The sequence below is a fragment of the Streptomyces sp. NPDC033229 genome (assembly GCF_055576875.1).
This window is the reverse complement of the sequence record NZ_JBVIQR010000008.1, coordinates 167,666-191,540: the sequence shown is the minus strand read 5'-3', so window position 1 is coordinate 191,540 and position 23,875 is coordinate 167,666. Positions and strand designations below refer to the sequence as shown.

General features: G+C 70.8%; 21 protein-coding genes. 8 read left to right on the top strand and 13 right to left on the bottom strand.

Annotated elements, in window-relative coordinates:
• Positions 1-49 precede the first annotated feature (49 nt).
• Genes ACZ53N_RS10460 through ACZ53N_RS10450 form a run of 3 tightly spaced genes read right to left on the bottom strand, consistent with a single transcriptional unit; the run spans position 50 to position 4,580 of the window.
• Positions 50-868: an HAD family hydrolase gene (locus tag ACZ53N_RS10460; RefSeq protein WP_469140498.1), complete on the bottom strand. Its 819-nt coding sequence runs from the start codon at positions 866-868 to the stop codon at positions 50-52.
• A complete protein-coding gene (locus ACZ53N_RS10455) occupies positions 865-3,384 on the bottom strand; it encodes a phosphoribosyltransferase (protein ID WP_469140497.1) in 2,520 nt (839 codons plus the stop codon). Before ACZ53N_RS10455 ends, ACZ53N_RS10460 begins: the two co-directional genes overlap by 4 nt.
• Positions 3,385-3,389: 5 nt before the next feature.
• Complete coding sequence (locus tag ACZ53N_RS10450) at positions 3,390-4,580, bottom strand: HpcH/HpaI aldolase/citrate lyase family protein (protein WP_469140496.1); 1,191 nt, start codon at positions 4,578-4,580, stop codon at positions 3,390-3,392.
• Between the two features lie 205 nt (positions 4,581-4,785).
• Between ACZ53N_RS10450 and ACZ53N_RS10445 the strand changes: the two genes are divergently transcribed.
• Complete coding sequence (locus tag ACZ53N_RS10445) at positions 4,786-5,919, top strand: TerD family protein (protein WP_469140495.1); 1,134 nt, start codon at positions 4,786-4,788, stop codon at positions 5,917-5,919.
• A gap of 98 nt (positions 5,920-6,017) precedes the next feature.
• Here ACZ53N_RS10445 and ACZ53N_RS10440 read toward each other — a convergent pair whose 3' ends face one another.
• The 6 genes from ACZ53N_RS10440 to ACZ53N_RS10415 form a co-directional block, all read right to left on the bottom strand.
• The gene (locus ACZ53N_RS10440) at positions 6,018-6,761 is read right to left on the bottom strand and encodes a TerD family protein (protein WP_469140494.1); all 744 of its coding nucleotides are present in this window, start codon (positions 6,759-6,761) and stop codon (positions 6,018-6,020) included.
• A gap of 114 nt (positions 6,762-6,875) precedes the next feature.
• Positions 6,876-8,018 carry a DUF475 domain-containing protein gene (locus tag ACZ53N_RS10435; RefSeq protein WP_469140493.1) on the bottom strand — a complete coding sequence of 381 codons (1,143 nt, stop codon included), beginning with the start codon at positions 8,016-8,018 and terminating at the stop codon, positions 6,876-6,878.
• Positions 8,019-8,067: 49 nt separating this feature from the next.
• Positions 8,068-8,643: a TerD family protein gene (locus ACZ53N_RS10430; RefSeq protein ID WP_356453777.1), complete on the bottom strand. Its 576-nt coding sequence runs from the start codon at positions 8,641-8,643 to the stop codon at positions 8,068-8,070.
• 138 nt (positions 8,644-8,781) lie between these two features.
• Entirely contained in the window at positions 8,782-9,357 is a 576-nt protein-coding gene (locus ACZ53N_RS10425; protein ID WP_130877592.1) for a TerD family protein, read from the bottom strand.
• A gap of 230 nt (positions 9,358-9,587) precedes the next feature.
• A complete protein-coding gene (locus ACZ53N_RS10420; protein WP_130877593.1) occupies positions 9,588-10,046 on the bottom strand; it encodes a peroxiredoxin in 459 nt (152 codons plus the stop codon).
• Positions 10,047-10,243: 197 nt separating this feature from the next.
• A complete protein-coding gene (locus ACZ53N_RS10415; protein WP_469140492.1) occupies positions 10,244-10,666 on the bottom strand; it encodes a DUF3052 domain-containing protein in 423 nt (140 codons plus the stop codon).
• A gap of 471 nt (positions 10,667-11,137) precedes the next feature.
• On the opposite strand from ACZ53N_RS10415, the gene aceE reads away from it, so the two are divergent.
• The gene (aceE, locus tag ACZ53N_RS10410; RefSeq protein ID WP_469140491.1) at positions 11,138-13,870 is read left to right on the top strand and encodes a pyruvate dehydrogenase (acetyl-transferring), homodimeric type; all 2,733 of its coding nucleotides are present in this window, start codon (positions 11,138-11,140) and stop codon (positions 13,868-13,870) included.
• Positions 13,871-14,017: 147 nt separating this feature from the next.
• On the opposite strand, the gene ACZ53N_RS10405 is transcribed toward aceE, so the two are convergent.
• Positions 14,018-14,416, bottom strand: a complete 399-nt coding sequence (locus ACZ53N_RS10405) for a peptidase inhibitor family I36 protein (RefSeq protein WP_469140490.1) — start codon at positions 14,414-14,416, stop codon at positions 14,018-14,020.
• A 510-nt stretch (positions 14,417-14,926) separates the two neighbouring features.
• Between ACZ53N_RS10405 and ACZ53N_RS10400 the strand changes: the two genes are divergently transcribed.
• The 4 genes from ACZ53N_RS10400 (at position 14,927) to ACZ53N_RS10385 (ending at position 19,181) form a co-directional block, all read left to right on the top strand.
• Positions 14,927-16,144: an alpha/beta hydrolase gene (locus tag ACZ53N_RS10400; RefSeq protein WP_469140489.1), complete on the top strand. Its 1,218-nt coding sequence runs from the start codon at positions 14,927-14,929 to the stop codon at positions 16,142-16,144.
• Positions 16,145-16,254: 110 nt separating this feature from the next.
• Positions 16,255-17,127, top strand: a complete 873-nt coding sequence (locus tag ACZ53N_RS10395) for a DUF4429 domain-containing protein (protein ID WP_469140488.1) — start codon at positions 16,255-16,257, stop codon at positions 17,125-17,127.
• A gap of 99 nt (positions 17,128-17,226) precedes the next feature.
• Positions 17,227-18,495: a sensor histidine kinase gene (locus ACZ53N_RS10390; RefSeq protein WP_469140487.1), complete on the top strand. Its 1,269-nt coding sequence runs from the start codon at positions 17,227-17,229 to the stop codon at positions 18,493-18,495.
• Entirely contained in the window at positions 18,492-19,181 is a 690-nt protein-coding gene (locus ACZ53N_RS10385; protein ID WP_469140486.1) for a response regulator, read from the top strand. The genes ACZ53N_RS10390 and ACZ53N_RS10385 overlap by 4 nt, the downstream gene beginning before the upstream one ends.
• Before the next feature lie 222 nt (positions 19,182-19,403).
• Here ACZ53N_RS10385 and ACZ53N_RS10380 read toward each other — a convergent pair whose 3' ends face one another.
• Positions 19,404-20,420, bottom strand: coding sequence for an aldo/keto reductase (locus ACZ53N_RS10380; protein WP_469140485.1), 1,017 nt, complete (start codon positions 20,418-20,420; stop codon positions 19,404-19,406).
• Entirely contained in the window at positions 20,417-20,899 is a 483-nt protein-coding gene (locus ACZ53N_RS10375; RefSeq protein ID WP_469140484.1) for a MerR family transcriptional regulator, read from the bottom strand. The genes ACZ53N_RS10380 and ACZ53N_RS10375 overlap by 4 nt, the downstream gene beginning before the upstream one ends.
• Positions 20,900-21,032: 133 nt before the next feature.
• Here ACZ53N_RS10375 and ACZ53N_RS10370 point away from each other — a divergent pair, with 133 nt between their 5' ends.
• Positions 21,033-21,851: a serine hydrolase domain-containing protein gene (locus ACZ53N_RS10370; RefSeq protein WP_469140483.1), complete on the top strand. Its 819-nt coding sequence runs from the start codon at positions 21,033-21,035 to the stop codon at positions 21,849-21,851.
• A 43-nt stretch (positions 21,852-21,894) separates the two neighbouring features.
• Here ACZ53N_RS10370 and ACZ53N_RS10365 read toward each other — a convergent pair whose 3' ends face one another.
• A complete protein-coding gene (locus ACZ53N_RS10365) occupies positions 21,895-22,596 on the bottom strand; it encodes a pirin family protein (protein ID WP_469140482.1) in 702 nt (233 codons plus the stop codon).
• Between the two features lie 56 nt (positions 22,597-22,652).
• Here ACZ53N_RS10365 and ACZ53N_RS10360 point away from each other — a divergent pair, with 56 nt between their 5' ends.
• Positions 22,653-23,837, top strand: coding sequence for a PucR family transcriptional regulator (locus tag ACZ53N_RS10360; protein ID WP_390155505.1), 1,185 nt, complete (start codon positions 22,653-22,655; stop codon positions 23,835-23,837).
• The last annotated feature ends 38 nt before the right edge of the window (positions 23,838-23,875 follow it).

Below are 23,875 nucleotides of genomic sequence, written 5' to 3'. Positions count from 1 at the left end.
CCAACCGACCCACAGGCCCCATCGGGAGCCTAGCCGCACCCCCGCTCCCCTACGGACGGAATTCCGGACCGACCACCGAGCCGAACGCCCGGAGGATCTCCTCGCCCGCCGCCACGCCCTTCGTCTCCAGCGCGGTGACGTGCGGCGCGGTCCAGCCGGCCTCCGCCAGCTCGCCGTGGCCGGGCCGCCAGCCGCGGTCGGCGACCAGCAGCAGGTCGGCGTCGAGCAGCGAGTCACCGGCGGCGAGCACCTCACGGGCGCCCGTCCGGCGGGCGACCTCGGCGACGGCGGCGCTCTTGGTCAGCGGCTTCGGCACGGCGTAGACCTTGCGGCCCTGGAGGGAGACGGACCAGCCGCGCTCCCCGGCCCACGCGGAAAGCTCCTTGACCCACGCGTCCGGCAACAGGGGCCGGTCCACGACGAGGTAGGCGAAGAGGTCCTCGGCGGTGCGCTCCTTGAGCAGCCACGCCGGGTCGGCGGTCACCGCCAGATGCGCGCGGACCTCCGCCAGCGTCGCGCACTCGTCGGCGAGCCGCCGCTCCACCCCCGCCCGCCAGTCCCGGTCGGACTCGCCCCGGACGAGGAGCTCCCCGCCGTTGGCGCAGATCGCGAACTCGGGCACGGGGCCGGGCAGCCGGATCCGCCCGTACTGCTCGCGGGTACGGGTGGTGGTGGGCACGAACGTGGCCGTACGGGCGAGCTCGTCCAGCAGGATGGCCGCGGTCTCCGTCATGTACGACAACGGCTTGTGCTGGTACGTCTCGACGCACAGCAGCCGCGGCGCCTGCGCGTCCGGCATGCCCAGGGCGAGGGCCGCGGCGGAGTAGATGAGGGTCCGGTCGAGGTCGCTGGCGACGAGAACGGTCACGTGGCCACCGCCTTGCCGTCCGCGCCGGTCGCACCCCGGGTGTAGCGGGGGTGGATCAGCCCGACGCAGCTGTAGGGCAGGCCGTCGACCTCCTCCACCGGCACCCCGCGCTGCGCGGCCAGCAGCCGCACGTGGTCGAGGTCCGCGCCGACGCCGCGCTGGGCGAGGATCTTCCACGGGACGCGGCGCAGCAGGACGCGCGTGGTCTCGCCGACGCCGGGCTTGACGAGGTTGATGTCGTGGATGCCGTACGCCTCGCTGATCCGCTCGACGGCCGCCCAGCCCTCCCAGGTGGGCGTGCGGTCGGTGGCGGCGAGCTCCTTGACGTCGGCGGTGACGTCCTCGCCGACCTCGTCGAAGCGGGCGGAGACGGTGTCGAGGAAGGCGCCCGACACATCGGTGCCGGCCAGCTCCCGGTAGAACTTGGCGCCGTGGAAGTCGTGCGGGCCGACGAGGTCCGCGCGCAGGACGGTCCGGGATATCAGCCCCGAGACGGTGGAGTTGAGGCACGCGGACGGGATGAGGAAGTCGTCGCGGGTGCCGTAGGTCTCGACGCAGTGGCCGGGGTCGGCGAGCACGGCGATCCGGGGGTCGAAGCCCTCGAACTCCTCGAGGGCCTCGGCCAGTTCGCGGGTGATCGCGCCCTTGCCGGTCCAGCCGTCGACGAAGACGACGTCGGCGGGGTCGTGGTGGGCGGCGAGCCAGCGCAGGGCCGTGGTGTCGATGCCGCGTCCCCGGACGATGGAGACGGCGTAGTGCGGCAGGTCGAGGCCGTGCGCGTGCCGCGCCCAGCGGCGCATCAGCACACCCACGGGCGTACCGGCGCGGGCCAGCGAGACCAGCACCGGGCGGGGCGAACGCTCGGCGAGCACGGTCTCGGTGACCACGCCGACCGCCCGCGCCATCCGGGACGCGGAGGCGTCGAGCGCGGAGTGGAAGAGCGCCTGGTAGTCCGCGCTCGGCTGGTACTCGACCGGCAGCGACTCGGCGTAGTGCGCGCCGCCGCTCTGGATCGCCTCCTCGCGCTCCTCGGTGGGCGCTTCGAGCGAGACGTCGGAGAGGTCCTGGAGGAGCCAGCCGACCTCGTCGGGGGCGTACGAGGAGAAAGCGGGGCCGCGGAGCGGTTCGGGCATGGACGGCACCTGTCGGTGGACGGGAACGTAGGAGGGCACAACAACCAACAGAACACTCGGAACGAATTCCGACAGCGCGTCCAACAACCCACCTGAAGCGACCAGTTCAGGAGAATCACCGACCGAGTCGACAACGACCACAACGGCGTCGAAGCCGGCACCGGCGACGTTGTAGGCGTACCGCTCGCCGGGGCCGTCGGCGGGGTTGTCGTGCGCGGGGAAGCGGATGCGGGTGCGGATGGCGTAGCCGGGGTCGTCCACGGGGAGGACGGGCGAGCGGGTGGTGGTGGAGTAGCTCACGGAGAAGTCGGACGACAGGCTCTCCAGGGAGTCGGCGAGCCGCAGCGGGGCGTACATCAACTCCTCGTTACCAAGGACGAGCACCCGCGAGGCATCCGACGGCAGGGCCCGGGCGATACGAGAGGCCATCCCGGGCAGGGTTGCCTCCAACAGCTCCCGGTGCGCGGGGGTGAAGCCATGCCGCCCACCGTCCGGGAGCCCCTCCGGCCAGCCAAGTTCGACACGCACGGGGGCGGCCGAAGTGCGACGGGAGGCGGCGGGCCCACCCCGGAGGCCGCGCCGCCGCTCCTCGCTCGCGGCAGCCTCCGGGGCAGCGGCAGCCTCCACAGAAGCGGCAGCCGCCTCGTACTCCGCGACCAGCTCCTGCCCCCGCGACAGCACGCCCTCCGGCAGGAGCACCGTCCCCGAGGCATGGGCCACGAGATCAACCCGCGCTCCCAGCCCGGCCGCGAACGACGCCAGCCCGGCCCGGTCGTCGTCCGACCGCATGTCGACCAGGGCCACGACCACGTACCGCTCACGGGGGAAGCGCGCGTGCAGGGCGGCGATGGTGTTCAGGACCGTACGGCCCGTGGAGAACTCGTCGTCCACCAGGACCAGCGGGCCGTCGCCCGACAGCAGCTCCGGGTCCTCGGGCAGCAGCAGGTGCGAGGTCGCGTGGCTGTGCTCCTCCTCGAAGCCGCCGACGGGCAGGGCGCCCGGCACGGGACGCCGGGTGGAGTGCAGATACGGGGCGAGCCCGATGCCGTCCGCCACCGCGTGTCCCAGCCCGGTGGCGGTCTCGGCGTAACCCAGCACGACCGCCCGCGCGGCATCCGCGTCGCCCAGCAGCTCCCGCACCCGCCGGCCGAGAGCGAGCCCGGGCCCGTACACGGCCCGGGGACTCGTGGGGACGTGCTTGCCCAGCACATTGGAGACGAGCAGATGCGCCCGCTTGGGGTTGCGCCGCAGTGCGAGCCCCAGCAGTTCCGGCAGAGCGGCGTCACCCTCCAGACCGACCCCGAGCCGGTCCGCGACCCAACTCCCCGACCACACCACGCCGTCGTTCCCCATACCGTCCTTACGCTCGTGCTTCGTACTCATCCGGCTCATCCGGTCTGCACACCCGCCGCCAGCAGCTCCACGAAGCTGACGTCCTCCCGCGCGACGCCGAACACCTCGGCGCGCAGCAGGGTCCGCTCGGCCCAGGCGCGGTGCGGCTTCACTTCGTTCATCTTGTTCGTATAGGCGGAGCGCAGCACTCCACCACCGTCGCGCTCCGGCCGCAGGATGTCCTGGGCGTCGCTGAACTCCTCGTGGCTGACGACCGAGAGCGCGTGGACGGGCGCGACGTGCGAGGGGTGGATGCAGGTCTTGCCCTGGAGGCCGTTGGCCCGGTCGAGCTGGATCTCGCGGAGCAGGCCGTCCATGTCGTGCCGGATGAGAGCGGTGCGCAGCGCCTCGGCCGGGCCGGCGAAGGGGCTGCGGCGCAGCTGCGGCTTGAACATCCGCTCGGGCACCCGGAAGTACTCCCAGACCGGGCCGGTGACGGTGAAACCGCTGCCGTCCGCACGCCCGAGCACATTGACGACGTCGGCTATGACGGAGGCGACGAGCTGGACGTCGTAGGCGGTCATGTCGGGCGCTCTGCGCAGCCCGTACGCGGAGCAGAAGTCGGTCACGCCGAGGCGCAGGGCCAGCACCCGGTCCCGGTACTTCTCGACGGTGCGCGCTATCCCGGCCAGCGTCTCGGTCCGCGTCTCCAGATGGAGCAGCTCGGGCGACTCGAGGACGGGCATGGCGAACAGCCGTCGGCCGCAGGCGCTCTCGGCCTCCAGCAGCGCTTCGAGGAACGGCACCCCGCGCTCTTCGGTGAACTTCGGCAGGACGAATCCCGACAGCAGCCGCCCGGCCGGGCCGAGCCGTCGCACGAGGTCGGTGATCTGCCGGGGCTCGCGGACCCGGACGAACAACAACGGCACGCGACCGCCGGCAGCGCCGTCCGCACCCGCCGCACCGGCGGCGGCCAGCTCCGCGAACTGCCGGACGAGGTTCTCCTCCGCGTCGGCCACCTCGTCGTCACCGATGGAGTCCTCCAGGCACAGGACCATGGACACGACACCGCGGTCGGCCTGCTTGAGGATGTCCCGGGCGAGCGCCGGCCGGGTCGCGGGGCTGTAGAGCGTGGCGCCGAGAGCGACGGCGAGCGTACGGGCCGGGGAATCCGCTCCGAATTCCGCGGGCTCCTGGTGGAACAGTCCATTCCGCACCGCAGGCGCAAGATGTCCGAAGTGCCTCATCGCTCTCCCCGTGGCTGCGGTCCACCGGCCGTCCAGCCGGAAGCATGGCCGATTATGTTACGTCCGGCATTGGGTCAAGAGTTCCCCAAGTCCATGACGGTCTCATGTCTCACGTGGGTCCTTCCGGTGTCCAGTGTCACCGAGGAAGCGGCGTAACCGCCCCCTACGTTGTCCGCGGCCCACGTGGGAGGGCAGGATTGCGGGCATGACGCACGCGATGCTGAAGGGGTCGAACATCCCGCTGGAGGCCCGGACCGTACGGGCCGTACTGCGCTGGACTCCCGGCCCGGGCGTCCCGGACGTGGACGCTTCGGCGCTGCTCCTGGGCGACGAGGGGCGTGTGCGTTCGGACGAGGACTTCGTCTTCTACAACCAGCCACGGCACCCGTCCGGTCTGGTCCGCCATCTGCCGAAAAAGCGGCTGGTCGAAGGCTTGACGGACTCGATCGAGGCCGATCTGGCGATGCTGGACGGCTCGGTGCACCGGGTCGTCCTGGCCGCGTCGGCGGACGGCGGCTCCTTCGGCCAGGTCCGGGATCTGCGGGTGCTGCTGTACGACACGACGGGCGGCACGCAGCCGTCCCAGTCGTCACCGCCGTCCGGGGACCCCGTGGCGGTCTTCGAGGTGCAGCCGGAGACGGGCGACGAGACCGCGATGCTCTGCGGAGAGCTGTACCGCCGCGGGGAGGGCTGGAAGTTCCGGGCGCTGGGACAGGGGTACGCGTCGGGACTGGTCGGCCTGGCCACCGAGTACGGGATCTCCGTCGAAGAGTCCGAGGGCGCCGAGGGCACGGCCGCCCCCGAGCCCGCACAGGAGCCTGAGGCCACCCCGGCCCCCGCACGGGCCACGGACGCCTCGGAGAGCGCACAGGGTGCACAGGGCCCCGCCACGGACGACACGACCCAGGCAGTCGTCCCGGCACCCGCCTCCGAGCCCGTGGCAGCCACCCCGCAGCCCCGCGCGCCGCAGCCGGCAGCCCCGCAGCCCCCTGCCACGCCGCCAGCGTCCACGTCGGCGCCCGGCTACGGCTATCCGCCGCCGCCCGCCGCACCGCCGTCGGTGCAGCCCTCGGTGCCCGCCGCCCAGCCCTCGTACGGCTACCCCCAGCAACCGCCGGCCCACGCGCCCGCCGCGACGGGGGCGCCCGCGTACGGCTACCCGCAGCAACCCCCGGCGCCCGTGACGGCGCCCCCGGCGCAGCCACCGGGGCAACCGGCGTACGGCTACCCGCAGCAGCAGCCGCACCCGCCGTCCTACGGGTACCCGCAGGCGCGGCCCGTGCCGGACCCGGCCTTCCGGCTGCCACCGCAGGGGCCGCAGTTCCAGCAGAACCGATAAGGAACAGCAGAACCGCTGAGGGACGACTGCACCCAGGCGTGAGCGCGGGCCCGACCCATGGGGGCCCGACCCATGGGGGCCCGACCCATGGGCCCCGCTCACACCTTCGTCTTGTACCCCCTGCCCCACTGCAGGCCCCACCCGTACAGCCGGTCCAGCTCCGCCTGGAAGCCGTAGACGTACTTCATCTCGCGCCGCAGGATGATCTCGCCCTTGACGTTCTCCAGCATCACGACGGCGCAGGAGCGGGCCTCGGGGGCGCGTTCGTTGAGCGCGATCTCGATCTGGGGCCCGTTGCCGGGGAAGAGCGTCACCAGGGCGTGCGTACGGTCGAACGCCGGGGTGCCGTCATAGATATAGACGAAGATCAACAGACGCTTGATCTTGTCCCGGTGGTCCATGTTGACGTAGATCGTCTCGCCGGACCCCGAGCCGAACCGGTCGTCCCCGCTGAGCTGGACGTACGGCGCGCTGTTGAGACTGCCCAGTATGTTGCCGAGTGGTTGCACCACGCCTTTGGCACCATCCTGGAGCTCATACATACAGGCGAGGTCGAGGTCCACATTGACCATCGCGGGACCCTGCGCCTGCACCATCTCCGGTCGGAACTTCCGGAACGGATGACGCAGCCCGGTGCCGAAGGCGGGCCGGTCGCCGAAGTCGGAGGTCCGCATCCGCCAGGAGAGATTGACCCGCAGATTGCCCGAAAGGGCGCCCTGCTTGGTCAGTGAGAAGGTGGGATTGCGCTTGGTCAGCTCCACCGAGCCGTTGGTGCCACTGGTGTCGAACTGCCGTGCGCTCGCACGCCCCCAGTTACCGAAAAACCTGTCCCGGAACTCCATTCCTCAACCCCCACCCTGTTTCGCCCCGAATCGCACCCCGAAACCGCTGCGGGGCGGCCACGAGGACTCGCCTCATGACCGCCCCGCTTAGAGCGTTCCTCGTTTATGCCCCGGTCACACGCCGGACGGGACCTCGGCCTTGTCGCCGGCGCCCGGGTCACCGCTCTTCGCGAGGGCGCGGTTACGCCGCACGGAGGACCAGAACGACCAGCCGATGAGCGCCACACCGATGAGTCCGGTGACGACCTCGGGAATCTCGTACCGGATGCTGATCATCAGGATGACGGCCAGCGCGCCGATCGCGTAGTGCGCGCCGTGCTCCAGGTAGACGTAGTCGTCCAGGGTGCCCTGGCGGACCAGGTAGACGGTGAGGGACCGGACGTACATGGCGCCGATGCCGAGGCCGAGCGCCATCAGGACGATGTCGTTGGTGATGGCGAAGGCGCCGATGACACCGTCGAAGGAGAAGGACGCGTCGAGCACCTCGAGGTAGAGGAACATGAAGAACGCCGCCTTGCCGGCGAGCACGATGGCCGGGGCCTTCTTGCCGCTCTTCTTGGCCTCTTCCTCGGCCTCGTGCTCGCGCTCCTCCTCTTCCTCGAGCTTGTCCTCGAAGTAGCTGGAGAGACCGCCCACGATCAGGTAGGTGATCAGACCGGCGATGCCGGCCAGCAGGACCGTGGCCGCCTTGTCGACGTGCGTGCCGCCGTGCTGGTGCGCCTGCGTCGCGAAGGTCATCGCCGAGATCATCAGGACGATCAGCGAGATGCAGACCGACAGCATGTCGATCTTGCCGAGCTTCGCCAGCGGGCGCTCCAGCCAGCCCAGCCACTTGATGTCGCGGTCCTCGAAGACGAAGTCGAGGAAGATCATCAGCAGGAACATCCCGCCGAAGGCCGCGATCGCCGGGTGGGCGTCGGTCACCAGCTCCTTGTAGTGGTCCTTCTGGTTCAGCGCGAGGTCGACGGCCTCGATCGGGCCGATCTTGGCGCTGATCGCCACGATGACCACGGGGAAGACGAGCCGCATGCCGAAGACGGCGATCAGGACGCCGATGGTGAGGAAGATCTTCTGCCAGAAGGCATTCATCTTCTTCAGGATCCCGGCGTTGACCACGGCGTTGTCGAAGGACAGCGAGACCTCGAGGACGGACAGGATCGCGACAATCCCGAACGCTTCCCACCCTCCGTAGAACCACGCTGCGACCAGTCCCAGGGCGGTGATGCCGAAGGACCAACCGAAGGTTTTCAGAACCACTGGCTACCCAATCGTGTAAGTACGAGGTCCCCCGCGCCGTGGCGCGGCTTTACGAAACGTTGACCCCGAAGTCTAGAGCGATGCCCCGCAGTCCTGACGCGTACCCCTGTCCGACCGCCCGGAACTTCCACTCCCCGCCATAGCGGTAGACCTCACCGAAGATCATCGCCGTCTCGCTGGAGGCGTCCTCGCTCAGGTCGTAGCGCGCCAGCTCGGCGCCGTCGGCCTGGTTGACCACGCGGATGAAGGCATTGCTGACCTGGCCGAAGCTCTGACCACGGGCGTCGGCGTCATGGATGGAGACCGGGAAGACGATCTTGTCGCAGGCCGCCGGCACCTGGGTGAGGTCGATCATGATCGACTCGTCGTCGCCGTCGCCGTCACCCGTGAGATTGTCGCCCGTGTGTTCGACGGAGCCCTCGGGACTCTTGAGGTTGTTGTAGAAGACGAAGTACTCGTCACCGAGTACCCGGCCGCTCGCACAGAGCAGCGCGCTGGCGTCGAGGTCGAAGGGGGCTCCGGTAGTGGAGCGCGCGTCCCAGCCGAGACCGATGGTCACGTTGGTGAGATTCGGTGCGGCCTTGGAGAGGGAGACATTGCCCCCCTTGGCGAGCGTTACGCCCATGATCTTGGTTCCTCCCCGAGATGAAACGAGATGGGTGTCCATGCGCGTCCGGCGCCGCACTCCCGGCCCATGGCGAAGGCCTGGGGCGGGTGTGCGGCGCCGGACGCGCTCAGGAGCGGTCGAGTGCGACCGCCGAGGTCAGACGTTGACGCCGAAGTCCTGGGCGATGCCGCGCAGGCCGGAGGCGTAGCCCTGGCCGATGGCCCGGAACTTCCACTCGGCGCCGTTGCGGTACAGCTCGCCGAAGACCATGGCGGTCTCGGTCGAGGCGTCCTCGCTCAGGTCGTAGCGCGCCAGCTCGTTGTTGTCGGCGGCGTTCACGACGCGGATGTACGCGTTGCGCACCTGGCCGAAGCTCTGCGTGCGCGACTCGGCCTCGTAGATGGAGACCGGGAACACGATCTTCTGCACATCGGCCGGGACGCCGGCCAGGTTGACCTTGATGACCTCGTCGTCCCCCTCGCCCTCACCGGTGAGATTGTCACCGGTGTGCTCGACGGAGCCGTCGGGGCTCTTGAGGTTGTTGAAGAAGACGAAGTTCTGGTCGTTGGTGACCTTCCCCTGGTCGTTCGCCAGCAGGGCGCTGGCGTCCAGGTCGAAGTCCGTACCGGTGGTGGTACGGGCGTCCCAGCCGAGACCGACGATGACCGCGGTCAGGTTCGGGGCCGCCTTGGTCAGCGAGACGTTGCCGCCCTTGCTGAGACTGACTCCCACGAGTCCTCCATTGGTTGAGGGGGCCGGAACCACTCGGCGAGACCTGCGCCCCCGTTGTGCGATGGCATCCGATCAACGTTTTGATCCTAGTGACCGGTTCCCACCGATTACAGGGTCTTGCACTCAAGGGCACGCGGCGAGCGCTCGGATTGCCCTCGGAGTGACTCAAACTACAGCGAATCGGACGGCGGGCGCATATCAGCCGCCCGCCGGGCGCATCACCGGCCGGGTCAGAGAGCGGCGAGTGCCTTGGTGTACTCGTTCAGGTCGCGCGCGTCCGGCAGGCCGTTGACGATCGTCCAGCGGACGACGCCCTCCTTGTCGATGATGAAGGTGCCGCGGACCGAGCAGCCCTTCTCCTCGTCGAAGACGCCGTAGGCGCGGCCGGCCTCGCCGTGCGGCCAGAAGTCGGACAGCAGGGGGTACTCCAGACCCTCCTGCTCGGCGAAGACGCGCAGCGAGAAGGGGGAGTCGCTGGAGACGGCGAGCAGCTGCACGTCGTCGTTGGCGAACTGCGGCAGCTCGTCGCGCAGGGCGCACAGCTCGCCGGTGCACACGCCGGTGAACGCGAAGGGGTAGAAGAGCAGTACGACGTTCTTGTGACCACGGAAGTCGGAGAGCCGGACGGTCTCGCCGTGCTGGTTCTTCAGCTCGAAGTCCGGGGCCTTGGTGCCGACCTCAATCGCCATGGGTTCGCATCCCTCGTCTCGACAAAATGCCGGCCCCGGTTCGGTCGATCACGGCCTCACCCGCCGGCGGGTTGCGGCCAGTGTGTCACTGCGCCGTGTCACTGCGCCCCCCGTGCGATACAGCGCGCCCCCCGGCAGCGGTGCTGCCGGGGGGCGCGGTGGTCGTGCTCGGCGGTGAGAAGGCCGGCCCCGGAGGGCTAGCGCTTCGGGGCGACCAGGCGGGCGCCGGACCAGTCCTTGGCCACGCTGACGCTCTTGGTCTGGCTCAGACCCGCGGTCTGCGCCGCCTCGCTGGTGTCGCTCGGCTCGACGTAGCCGTCGCGGCCGGTCTTGGGCGTCATCAGCCAGATGATCCCACCGTCCTCGAGCAGGCCGATGGCGTCCACGAGCGCGTCCGTCAGGTCGCCGTCCTCGTCGCGGAACCACAGGACGACGGCGTCGGCCACGTCGTCGTAGTCCTCGTCGACGAGATCCTGGCCGGTGGTCTCCTCAATGGCCTCGCGGAGCTCCTGATCGACATCGTCGTCGTAGCCGATCTCCTGGACCACCTGCCCGGGCTGGAAACCCAGCCTGGCGGCAGGGTTGGTCCGCTCCTCCGCGTGGTCCGCGGTCGCGCTCACGGATTGCCTCCTGTCTTGTTTCGAGAAAATGTCTTGTTGTTCCTCGCTTTACGCGAGTCATTGGCGGTAGTCCACACGTGACGGGCGGTTCGCGCAAGTACCCGGCCCTCCACCCCGCCCAAACGTTGACGTCTCGCCGCAACTCCAACCATGGAAGAGCACGGGCGAGTGATTCATGACACAGCGTTCTGTCGGTTTTGTGAAGTTGCACCGCACGATTACGGCAATCGGGTCCGAACGGCCGTACGCGGACGACCCCCATTGGGGGCGTATGGTTGCGATTTGGCTGCCGCGCGTCGGTCGGCCTTCGGCGCTTCATCTCACGACCGGTGGTTACCGATCAGTAGAGATGACGTTTGCGCCGCCGCGGTCCACGATGGGACGGCGCGACATAAGCAAAGACCGTATGTGACCGCGTGCGCAGCATCGATTGCGTGCAGGGCACAACGACCCGAACAGCGAAGGAACAGCGTGGCTCCCGGATCCGATCGCAACCCGATCATCATTGGCGGCCTTCCCAGCCAGGTCCCGGACTTCGATCCCGAAGAGACCCAGGAATGGCTCGACTCGCTCGACGCAGCCGTCGATGAGCGAGGCCGGGAACGTGCCCGCTACCTCATGCTTCGCCTGATCGAGCGCGCGCGTGAGAAGCGCGTGGCCGTGCCCGAGATGCGCAGCACGGACTACGTCAACACCATCGCCACCAAGGACGAGCCGTTCTTCCCCGGTAACGAGGAGATCGAGCGCAAGATCCTCAACGCGACCCGGTGGAACGCGGCCGTGATGGTCTCGCGCGCCCAGCGCCCGGGCATCGGCGTCGGCGGTCACATCGCCACCTTCGCCTCCTCCGCGTCGCTGTACGACGTCGGCTTCAACCACTTCTTCCGCGGCAAGGACGAAGGCGACGGCGGCGACCAGATCTTCTTCCAGGGCCACGCCTCCCCCGGTGTCTACGCCCGCGCCTTCCTGCTGGACCGGCTCTCCGAGCAGCAGCTCGACGCGTTCCGCCAGGAGAAGTCCAAGGCCCCCTACGGCCTGTCCAGCTACCCGCACCCGCGGCTCATGCCGGACTTCTGGGAGTTCCCGACCGTCTCGATGGGCCTCGGCCCCCTCGGCGCGATCTACCAGGCCCGCATGAACCGCTACATGGAGGCGCGCGGCATCGCCGACACCTCCAAGTCCCACGTGTGGGCGTACCTGGGCGACGGCGAGATGGACGAGCCGGAGTCGCTCGGCCAGCTGTCGATCGCCGCCCGTGAGGGTCTGGACAACCTGACCTTCGTCGTCAACTGCAACCTGCAGCGCCTCGACGGCCCGGTCCGCGGCAACGGCAAGATCATGCAGGAGCTGGAGTCGCAGTTCCGCGGCGCCGGCTGGAACGTCATCAAGCTCGTCTGGGACCGCTCCTGGGACCCGCTGCTCGCGCAGGACCGCGACGGCATCCTGGTGAACAAGCTCAACAGCACCCCGGACGGCCAGTTCCAGACGTACGCGACCGAGACCGGTGCGTACATCCGTGAGCACTTCTTCGGCGACGACCAGCGTCTGCGGAAGATGGTCGAGGGCATGTCCGACGACCAGATCCTGCACCTGGGCCGTGGCGGTCACGACCACAAGAAGATCTACGCGGCGTACGCGGCGGCCAAGGCGCACAAGGGCCAGCCGACCGTGATCCTCGCGCAGACGGTCAAGGGCTGGACCCTCGGTCCGAACTTCGAGGGCCGCAACGCGACCCACCAGATGAAGAAGCTGACGGTCGACGACCTCAAGCGCTTCCGGGACCGTCTCCACATCCCGATCGCCGACAAGGAGCTGGAGTCCGGCCTGCCGCCGTACTACCACCCGGGTCGCGACTCGGAGGAGATCCAGTACATGCACGACCGCCGCAACTCGCTGGGCGGCTATGTGCCGACCCGCGTCGTGCGCGCGAAGCCGCTGGCCCTCCCGGATGACAAGGCCTACGCGACCGCGAAGAAGGGCTCGGGACAGCAGTCGATCGCCACCACCATGGCCTTCGTCCGCATCCTGAAGGACCTCATGCGGGACAAGGAGATCGGCAAGCGCTTCGTGCTGATCGCCCCCGACGAGTACCGCACCTTCGGTATGGACGCGTTCTTCCCGTCGGCGAAGATCTACAACCCGCTCGGTCAGCAGTACGAGGCCGTGGACCGTGAGCTGCTGCTCGCGTACAAGGAGTCGCCGACCGGTCAGATGCTGCACGACGGCATCTCCGAGGCGGGCTGCACGGCCTCCCTGATCGCGGCGGGCTCGGCCTACGCGACGCACGGCGAGCCGCTCATCCCGGTCTACGTCTTCTACTCCATGTTCGGTTTCCAGCGCACCGGTGACCAGTTCTGGCAGATGGCGGACCAGCTCTCGCGCGGCTTCGTGCTGGGCGCGACCGCCGGTCGTACGACGCTGACCGGTGAGGGTCTGCAGCACGCGGACGGTCACTCGCAGCTGCTGGCGTCCACGAACCCGGCCGTCGTCTCCTACGACCCGGCGTACGGTTTCGAGATGGCGCACATCGTCAAGGACGGTCTGCGCCGGATGTACGGCGAGAACGCCGAGGACGTCTTCTACTACCTGACCGTCTACAACGAGCCGATCCAGCACCCGGCCGAGCCGGCGGACGTGGACGTCGAGGGCATCCTCAAGGGCCTCTACCGCTTCAAGACGGGCGAGCAGGGCGCCATCCCGGCGCAGATCCTCGCCTCCGGCGTGGCGGTGCCGTGGGCCCTGGAGGCCCAGCGCATCCTCGCCGAGGAGTGGAACGTCAAGGCGGACGTCTGGTCGGCGACCTCCTGGAACGAGCTGCGCAAGGACGCCATCGAGGTGGAGGAGCACAACCTCCTGCACCCGGAGGAGGACCTGCTCGTCCCGTACGTGACGAGCAAGCTCCAGGGCGCCGAGGGCCCGAAGGTGGCCGTGTCCGACTGGATGCGGGCGGTTCCGGACCAGATCTCGCGCTGGGTGCCGGGCACGTACACCTCGCTGGGCGCGGACGGCTTCGGCTTCGCGGACACGCGTGGCGCGGCCCGTCGCTTCTTCCACATCGACCCGCAGTCGATCGTCCTCAGCGTGCTCACCGAGCTCGCCAAGGAGGGCAAGGTCGACCGCTCGGCGCTGAAGCAGGCGATCGACCGCTACCAGCTCCTCGACGTCGCGGCGGCCGACCCGGGCGCCGCGGGCGGCGACGCGTAGTCGCTCGCACCCGGCGGGAGACCACCCCGCTTGTCCACTGCCGCTGCCCCGGCCAGCTCTTGCTGGCCGGGGCAGCGGCAGTTCGGGGTTCCGGAGCCCCTGGACGAGCCGGCATCAGCCCGTCCGGCGCTTGATGCCGGGCAGGCCCTAGCTCTCCCAGACCTTGTAGGCCCTCACCTGATAGGGCGACTCCGGCACCCAGCTCCCGGAGGGGTACGTGGCGAACTCGCCCGTCTCCCCGCAGGTCGCGCTCTGGTACGTGGTGACGGGGCGCCCCGTGCGATTGACGAGGGAGGCCGCGCTCCTGCCCGCCGGTAAGGTCACGCAGCTCTCGATGTCGATGTCCGCGAGCTCGCTCGTGGCCCGGGCGCCGCGGAAGTCGGTCTTCTGCCACAGGCACAGCTGCCCGGCGGCGCAGTCGCCGGATGCGACACGGGCCGTACGGGCCGGGGGCGGCGCGGGCGCGGCCTGCGCGCTCGTGGCGGTCAGCGTCCCCGCGAGGGCAGCGAAGCCCATGGCGAGGGCCGTGGTGCGGATCGTCCGCATATGGATCACTCCCCTGGATCGGAATGGCGTACGCCGATCCTCCTCTCGGTGATCACCGCTGCCAAGGGCGAAAAGCACGCAGCGCCCTGATAGGGGAAGCAGGTCGCGCGGGGCGCGATCCAGGCCCGCCACCCCGGTCCGCCCCACGTCACGGGCGGTTTCGCATACGGACCGCGCCCCTGCCGTGGCCTGGGTCGTCTCACGGCGCCGGTGCCGAACGGGCCCCGGCGGGTCAGCCGCCCGAAGCGGTGATGCCGACGGCGTGCCCAGCACGGAAGAGTCGTGCGCGACGTCGCCGGTCCGGGTGATGCCGGTCACCGAAGGATCCGGCCCGGCCGTGACGCCACAGCGGCCAGCGACCCCGCATCTCGTCCGGATCGGACCCGCGTTGGCGGAAAATTGGCATACCTGAGCGGGGTGGGTACGTGTGTGCACAATTACCCCTCATCAAACGTGAGATAGCTCACCGGCTTCCCGGATGACCACAGGTTTCTCCTAGGGTGTCTCGCGGTGACTTCTTTCCCGGAGCTCGGCTCTCCCTCCTCCCTGCCCTGGACGAACTCGACCACGGCCATGCGCGCGCTGCTCGCCCTGGCCGTGGTGTTCGTCATGCTCGCCACGACCGGCTGGACGGCCGTCAGAGGACACCAGGGGAACTCCGACCCGAGAGCGGCCTCGCTGAGCGCCTGGCTGCACGACTCCATAGCGGGCCGTCCGCTGCCCGCCCCCACGGCGGGGTCCGCCGCCGTGGGCCGCTTCCTCGGCTCCCTCTCCGGCGGCCAGCGGACCCGGCTCGCGGAGCGCTACCCCCTGGTCGTCGGCAATCTCGACGGCGCCCCGGTCGAGCTGCGCTACCGCGCCAACCGGATCGCCCTCGCCAAGGCCCGGGCCGTCGAGGAGCGCCGCACGCACGCGAGCGGGCTCACCCCCTCCGGCCGCCACGAGGCGGGGCGCCGCATGCACCGCTTCGCCTCGCTGATGGCCGGCGGCCGGCAGATCCTCGCCTTCGACCCCAGTGGCTCCGGCCGGGTCGCCGAGGTCTTCGGCGACCTCGACCGGGCCGACCGGGTCTCGGTCGTGGTGCCCGGCGTCGACACCAATGTGCTGACGTTCGAGAAGACCCAGCGCGCCCACACCGCGCCCGTGGGCATGGCCCGCTCGCTCTACGCGGCCGAGCGGAAGGCGGCCCCGGGCACCAGGACCGCCGTCATAGCCTGGGCCGACTACACCACGCCCAACGGCGTCGGCATGGACGCGGCGACGGGCAGGCTCGCCGCCGAGGGGGCGCTGCGGCTGCGGGCGCTGGTGCGGGCGCTGCCCGGCACCTCCCGGGCCTCGCTGTTCTGCCACAGCTACGGCTCGGTCGTCTGCGGCGTCGCGGCCCGTGAGCTGCCTTCCCGGGTCACGGACGTCGCGGTGGCCGGCAGCCCCGGCATGCGGGCCGAGCGGGTCTCCGAACTGCGCACCAGCGCGCGGATCTGGGCGATGCGCGATGCGGACGACTGGATTCAGGACGTTCCGCACCTGGCCGTCGGGGGCCTCGGCCACGGCGCCGACCCGGTCTCCGCGGCCTTCGGGGCCCGGCTGCTGTCGGCCCGGGACGCGAAGGGCCACGCCGGTTACTTCGAACCCGGCACCATCAGTCTCGCCAACTTCGCCGGGATCGGAGTCGGCGCCGTCACCTCCGTCACCTGCGCGAAGGACGACGCCGACTGCTCCGTCGGCTGAACCGGGACGGGCCGGGTCCGGCCGGGCACCGGTCCCTTCGGGCCATCGGTTTGACGCGCGTAGCGCCGGGAGGGGGGACGGGCGGCCGACCGCCGCATACGATGAAGCGCATGGGTGATGTGCTGGCCGGTTTCCACGCCGCCTGGGAGTTCGACACCGACTCCGTGCTCATCCGCTTCGAACGGGGGATCCGCACGCCGAAGCTGCTCCAGGCGCTCGGCGAGCGACGTATCCCCTACGAGGCGCTCGCGGCCGTCGAGCCGGCCGCGGGGAAGCGCGGCACGGTGGTTCTGCGTGCTGTGCCCAGACCGGGCGCGGATCCGTTGATCGACGCGGCGGACGGCCAGCTCAAGGAGAGCTGCGACCCGTACCGGCTGGTGCTGCCCGCCGAGCGCGAGCTGCTCGCGGAGTACTACGCCGACGAGATACGGGCCAGGCTCGGCCCGCGTGCCGCCGAGCCCGCCGAGCGGCATCTGGTCGCCGCACCCGTTCCTCCGCTGTCCTTCAAGGCCTACGACGGCAAGGCGTCCTTCGACGGCAGGGCCGTCTCCTTCCGCTGGTTCTGGACCGGTGCCTCCTCAGCCAAGTGGAAGGCCGGCGACCAGCGGTTCCCCGTCGAGGAGTTGGCGGGCGTCGAGTGGCGCTCCCCGGACGTCCTCGGCGGGCATCTGCGGCTCGTCCCGCGCGGCACCGAGGACAGCCGACCGGGCGATACCGACCAGGACCCGGCGGCCGTCGTCTTCGGCATGGGGTACGGCCTCGTCCATGAATCGCTGCCCTTCGCGGCGGCGGTACTGGCGGCCGTGCGGGACCGGTCCGGCCGGGGCGCCACCGTGCCGGCCCCGCGCCGCGTCCCCGCCGGCCGCCCCGATCCGGGTGGCATCGCCGACCGCATCCGCCACTTGGGCGCGCTGCACGAGGCGGGGCTGCTGACCGACGACGAGTTCAGCGCGAAGAAGGCGGAGTTGCTCGCCGAGCTCTGATCGCGGACGGCCGGGGCCGGGTGATACCCGGGTATGACACCGGGGTCGGCACCCCGGTGTGATGTCCGGCCGGTCCCGGCCGCCTACGCTGAACAGGTCATGTTCAAGTCACGCAACCCCACCCGTCCGGCACCCCTGTTCGGCCATTCCCGGCGCCGGGGGGTCCGGCAGCTGCCGTACGGCGTCGCGATCCTCTTCATCGCCATCCTGCTGCCGGTCACCGGCATGGTGCTCTCCAACGACTACGGGCTGAATTCCGACCTCGCCATCGCACTGGCCCTGCTGCAGACCCTGCCCCTGTTGATGGCCGTCCGCCGGCCGCTGCGGGCCTGGGTGATCGTCTTCGTCGCCGACGTGGCGGGCGCGGCGGCGCTGCTGGCCGTACCGGCGCAGGAGGACCGGCCCTGGCCGTGGCCGCCGATGTCGATCATCGGCATGCTGCTGCTGATCTTCGCCGTCGGCCTGCGCGAGGGCCGCCGTACGCTCGTGACGGTCTGGCTGCTGCTCCTCTCGGCGAGCCTCGTCTTCCGGGGCGTCTCCCCCGAGCGGGACAACGGCACCTGGGTGGCGCTGGTCGTGCTGAGCGGTGTGCTGCTCGTGGTGGGCGGCGCGCTGCGCGAACGGGGCGACGCCCAGCGGGCGCTGGCCGAACAGGAGACCATCAGTGAGGCCGAACGGGCCCGCCGCACCCTCCTGGAGGAGCGCACCCGCATCGCCCGCGAGCTGCACGACGTCGTGGCCCACCACATGTCGGTGATCACCGTGCAGGCCGACAGCGCCCCCTACCGTCTCGACGGCCTGCCGCCGGCAGCCCGGGAGGAGTTCGCCTCGATCGCCGCGACGGCCCGCGAGTCGCTGACCGAGATGCGCCGGCTGCTGGGCGTGCTGCGCAGCGAGGACGCCTCCGGCGAGGGCGGCGGGTCGGAGCGGGCGCCGCAGCCGGGTGTGGAGCGGATCCCGCAGTTGGTCGAGGCGACCGTACGGGCCGGGCTGCCCGTGGAGCTGTCGATGCCGGACCCGCTGCCCGCCGGGCTTCCGCAGACCGTGGACCTGTCCGTCTACCGCATCACGCAGGAGGCCCTGGCCAATGTCGTCCGGCACGCCCCGGGCGCGACGACGCGGGTGTCGGTCACCGTCGACGCGGACCGTACGGGCCTGATGGTGCTGGTCGTCAACGCCACCGCCCCGGACGCGGACGCGCCGCCCGTGGAGACCAGCGGTACGGGCCACGGCCTGGTCGGCATGCGCGAGCGCGTCCGACTGGTCGGGGGCACCCTCGACACCGGCCCGCTGCCGGGCGGCGGCTTCCGGGTGGCTGCCCGGCTCCCGTTCACCACGAACACAGAAGAGGAACTCTTCCCCGCATGACCATCAAGGTGATCATCGTCGACGACCAGGCCATGGTGCGGGCGGGTTTCGCCGCCCTGCTCGCCGCCCAGAGCGACATCGACGTCGTCGGCGACGCCCCGGACGGGCGACAGGGCGTGGAGGTGAGCCGCCGCACGCACCCGGACGTGGTGCTGATGGACGTCCGCATGCCGGAGATGGACGGTCTGGAGGCCGCCCGGCGGCTCCTCGACCCGCCGACCGGGGTGACGCACCGTCCGAAGGTGCTGATGCTCACCACGTTCGACGTCGACGACTACGTCTATGAGGCGCTGCGTGCGGGCGCTTCCGGCTTCCTCCTCAAGGACGCACCGCCGGCCGATCTGATCTCGGCCGTCCGCGTCGTCGCCGCCGGCGAGGCCCTGTTGGCCCCTTCGGTCACGCGGCGCCTCATCGCGGACTTCGCCAAGCAGCGCCCCGCGCCGCGCAAGAACCCGGCCCTGCGCCTGGGCGGCCTGACGCCCCGTGAGACCGAGGTCCTCGAACTCATCGCCCGCGGCCTGTCCAACCAGGAGATCGCCAGTTCGCTGATCCTGGCCGAACAGACCGTGAAGACCCACATCGGCCGCGTCCTCGCCAAGCTCGGCCTGCGCGACCGGGCCCAAGCGGTGATCTACGCCTACGAGTCGGGGCTGGTCGCCCCGGGCGACGGTAGCCCTGGGCGGTAGCCCCACCGGGCTGGTTCCGGCTGAGCCCAGCCACATCGAGCCCGCTGGGGGCACCTCCCAGCGGTAGCTGGGGCAGCCGGGCTGGTCCCGGCTGAGCCCAGCCACATCAAGCCCGTCCGGCGTTTGAGGACGCGCCCGCAGGGCGCCCCCGCCGCAGGCGGCAGGACGGCCCGCAGCCGAGGGACCCGCCGGACACCGGACTCCCGCCCCCCGCCGGGACGGCTACTCCCGGCCGACGGCCGTGAACGTCATGTCCGAGTAGCGGTTGCCCGCGACCTTCCCGGCGATCGGCTCCAGCTGAGCCAACTCCGCCGCGTCCAGCACGATGCGCGTCGCCGCGAGGTTCTCCTCCAGGCGGGTGCGCTTGCGCGTGCCCGGGATCGGGATCACGGCCAGGCCGTGGACCTCCGCGCGCTGCTGCACCCAGGCCAGCGCGACCTGCGCCAGGGAGACACCGCGCGCCTCGGCGATCTTCCGCACCGGCTCCAGCAGCGCCGCGTTCGCCGCCGCGTTGTCACCCGTGAAGCGGGGCTGCGTACGCCGCCAGTCCTTGCTGTCCAGCTCCTTGTCCGCGCTCACGAACGAGCCGGTCAGGAAGCCGCGGCCGAGCGGCGAGTAGGGCACGAAGGCGACACCCAGCTCCTTGGCCGCGTCGACGATCCCCGCCTCCACGTCGCGGCTGAACAGCGACCACTCCGACTGCACCGCCGCGATGCGGTGCACGGCGTGCGCGGCGCGCAGTTCGCCCGGGGAGACCTCGCTGAGGCCGAGGTGGCGGACCTTGCCCTCCGCGACCAGCTCCGCCATCGCGCCGACGCTCTCCTCCATCGGCACGTCCACGTTGCGGCGGTGCATGTAGTAGAGGTCGATGTGGTCGACGCCCAGGCGGCGCAGGCTGCCCTCGACGGACGCGCGGATGTAGGCGCGATCGTTGCGTATCGCCTGGAACGACGGGTCGTCCTCACGGCGCTCGATGGCGAACTTCGTGGCCAGCGTGATGCGGTCCCGGTTGGCCCGGACGAAGGGCGCGATGAACTCCTCGTTGCGCCCGAAGCCGTAGATGTCGGCGGTGTCGAACAGCGTGACGCCCAGCTCCAGGGCACGCTCCAGCGTCGCCCGCGCCTCGGTCTCGTCGGTCGGACCGTAGGAGGCGCTCATGCCCATGCAGCCGAGCCCCTGCACTCCGACCAGCGGGCCGCCGGTGCCGAGACCTACGGTGTCGATCCTGTCGTTGCTCATGTGCGTGAGGCTCCTTCGGACGCCCGGCGACGGGCGTCGGCATAGATATCGATCTTGTAGTCGAGGACGTCGAGCGTGCTCCGCAGCTCGGTGATGCGCCGCCGCACGTCCTCGCGGTGCGCGCTCAGCAGCCGTTCGCGCTCGGCCATGGTCCCCTCGCCCTGGCGCACCAGTTCCGCGTAGCGGACCATGTCGGCCACCGGCATGCCGGTCAGCCGCAGCTTGCCCACCAGGTCCAGCCAGTCCAGGTCCCGGGGGCCGTAGCGGCGCTGCCCGGTGTGCGAGCGGTCCACCAGGGGCATCAGCCCGATCCGCTCGTACCAGCGCAGGGTGTGGGCGGACAGGCCGGTGTAGTCGGCCACTTCACTGATCGTGAAGCGGTCGCGCCCCTCCGGGCGCCGGTGCCGTTCGCGCTCCAGCGCGCCGCATGCCCGCACCTCGGCCGGTGCGTCGTCGATCACGGTCATCGCAGTCCCCATCAGTACCCCTCCGCATGGCTGCACGGTCTGTGCCTTGCGGCGGACTCAACGCTAGAGACTTGGAGTGCACTCCAGGCAAGCGGAGACTTGAGGCAATCCTGGCCGGGCCGGGCACCGGGTTAGGCTCCTCGTCATGGAGAGCCTGCGCAAGATCGAAAACTGGCCGGTGGAGCACGCCGCGGCCGTCGTGGTCCGTGCCGACGGCAGCTGGGCGGGGTCGTACGGGCCGACCGACCGCCGGTTCGCGCTGGCGTCCGTGACCAAACCGCTGGCCGCGTACGCGGTGCTGGTCGCGGTCGAGGAAGGCGCGATCGAGCTGGACGAGCCTGCCGGCCCCGCCGGTTCCACGGTCCGTCATCTGCTCGCGCACACCTCCGGGCTGGCCTTCGACGAGCAGCGGACGATGGCCGAGCCGGGGACCCGGCGGCTGTACTCCAACGCCGGGTTCGAGACGCTCGGCGACCATCTCGCCAAGGCCGCGGACATCCCCTTCCCGGAGTATCTGCGCGAGGCGGTGCTGGAGCCGCTCGGCATGACGGCGACGGACCTGCCCGGTTCCCCGGCCAAGGACGGCGTCTCGACGGTGGCCGACCTGGCGCGCTTCGCCGCCGAGCTCCAGGCGCCGCGGCTGCTGTCCCGGCAGAGCGTGGAGGAGGCCACGTCGGTGGTCTTCCCCGGGCTGCCCGGGGTGCTGCCGGGCTTCGGACACCAGCGGCCGAACGACTGGGGCCTGGGCTTCGAGATCCGCGACGGCAAGTCCCCGCACTGGACGGGCAGTTCGTCCTCGCCCGGGACGTACGGCCACTTCGGCCAGTCGGGCACGTTCCTGTGGGTGGACCCGGACGCGAACGCCGCGTGCGTGGCCCTTTCGGACCGGCCCTTCGGCGACTGGGCGATCGAGGCCTGGCCCCCGTTCACGGACGCGGTCCTCGCCGAGCTGCGCGGGGCGTGACGCGTCCGGCCACGGACCCGAGCCCCGGCGCCCCGCGCCGGGGTCACCCGAAGTGCGGCTCGGCGTGCATCTCCCACACGAGCAGCTCGGCGGCGGCCGACGCCTCGGCGCGTAGCCCCGCCGCGTCCATGACGCGTACCGCGTCACCCGCCCGCAGCTCCTCGTCCCCGAGACCCCCGAGGCCCCCGAGCCGGACGGCTCCCCGCACCACGTGCGCGTACAGCCACGGCGCGGCCGGCAGGTCGGCGCCGGTGCCGGCCTCCAGCCGCCGAACGCGCAGGCTCGCGTCAGCCCGCGTCAGGGCGTAGGGCGTGCCGTCGGCGAGGCCGCGCACCACCTCGTACGAGGGATCCCCGCCGAACTCCGACGGGGTGAGCCACATCTGCAGGAACCGCAGCGGGGCGGCCCCCGCGTTGCGCTCCACGTGCCGCACGCCCGCGCCCGCGCTGAGCCGCTGGAGGTCGCCGGGACGCACCACCGAGACCTGGCCGGTGGAGTCCTCGTGGGTGAGCTCGCCCTCGATGACCCAGGTGACGATCTCCGTGTCCCGGTGCGGGTGCTCCGCGAAGCCGGCGCCCGGCGCCAGGTGCTCCTCGTTGCAGGCGGAGAGCGGACCGAAGCGCACATTGTCCGGGTCGTAGAAACCGGCGAACGACAAGGCGTGCCACGTTTCGATACCGGCCGGTAGGTCCCCGCCGCGGAAGCGTTCCTCCGCCCGTTGGATGATCGGTCGTCCGTGCGTCATCGGGCTACGGTAGCCCGGCCACCCCGCCCCGCACCCGAATAAGGCAGGCTTGTCCCGTGCCTGAACCCGCCGCTAACACCCCGCATCCGCACAGCGCCACCCTCCGCCGCCTGGAGAAGTCTTCCGGCACTCTGGCCGCCGCCGCCATCGCCCGCATGGATGCCCAGCTGCCGTGGTACCGGGCCATGCCCCCGGAGAACCGGTCCTGGATCGGACTGGTCGCCCAGGCCGGCATCGCGGCCTTCACGGAGTGGTTCCGGCATCCGGAGACTCCGCAGGCGATCAGCACCGATGTCTTCGGGACGGCCCCCCGGGAGCTGACCCGGGCGATCACGCTGCGCCAGACCGTGGAGATGGTCCGCACGACCATCGAGGTCATGGAGTCGGCCATCGACGAGGTGGCGGCCCCGGGCGACGAGTCGGTGCTGCGTGAGGCGCTGCTCGTCTACGCCCGTGAGATCGCCTTCGCCACGGCCCAGGTGTACGCGCAGGCCGCCGAGGCACGCGGCGCGTGGGACGCCCGGCTGGAGTCGCTGGTGGTCAACGCCGTGCTGTCGGGCGAGGCCGACGAGGGGGCGCTCTCCCGCGCCGCCGCGCTGGGCTGGAACTCGCCCGCGCACGTCTGCGTGGTGCTGGGCACCGCGCCCAACGGGGACAGCGAGCTGACGGTCGAGGCGATCCGCCGGGCCTCGCGGCACGCGAAGCTGCAGGTGCTGACCGGGGTGCTCGGGGACCGGCTGGTGGTGATCGCGGGCGGCTCGGACAATCCGCTGCAGACGGCGAAGGCGCTGATCGGCCCGTTCGCGGCCGGGCCCGTGGTGGCCGGGCCGGTGGTCTCCGACCTGCTGGCCGCGACGCGTTCCGCGCAGGCCGCGGCCGCCGGGCTCAAGGCGTGCGCGGCCTGGCCGGACGCCCCGCGGCCGGTTCTGGCCGATGATCTCCTTCCGGAGCGGGCCATGGCCGGGGACGCGAGCGCCCGTGAGCAGCTGGTGGAGGAGATCTACAGACCGTTGGAGGAAGCGGGCTCCGCCCTGCTGGAGACGCTGAGCGTGTACCTGGAACAGGCCAGCAGCCTGGAGGGTGCGGCGCGGATGTTGTTCGTCCACCCAAACACCGTGCGATACCGCCTCCGACGTGTGACGGACGTCACCGGATGGTCACCCTCCGATGTACGCTCCGCCTTTACCCTGCGGGTGGCACTGATCCTGGGGCGTCTGGCCGACGCGGAGTCGCAGTCTTAGTCTTTTGTCAGACGTCAACAATTCCCCTGACGGTTCTT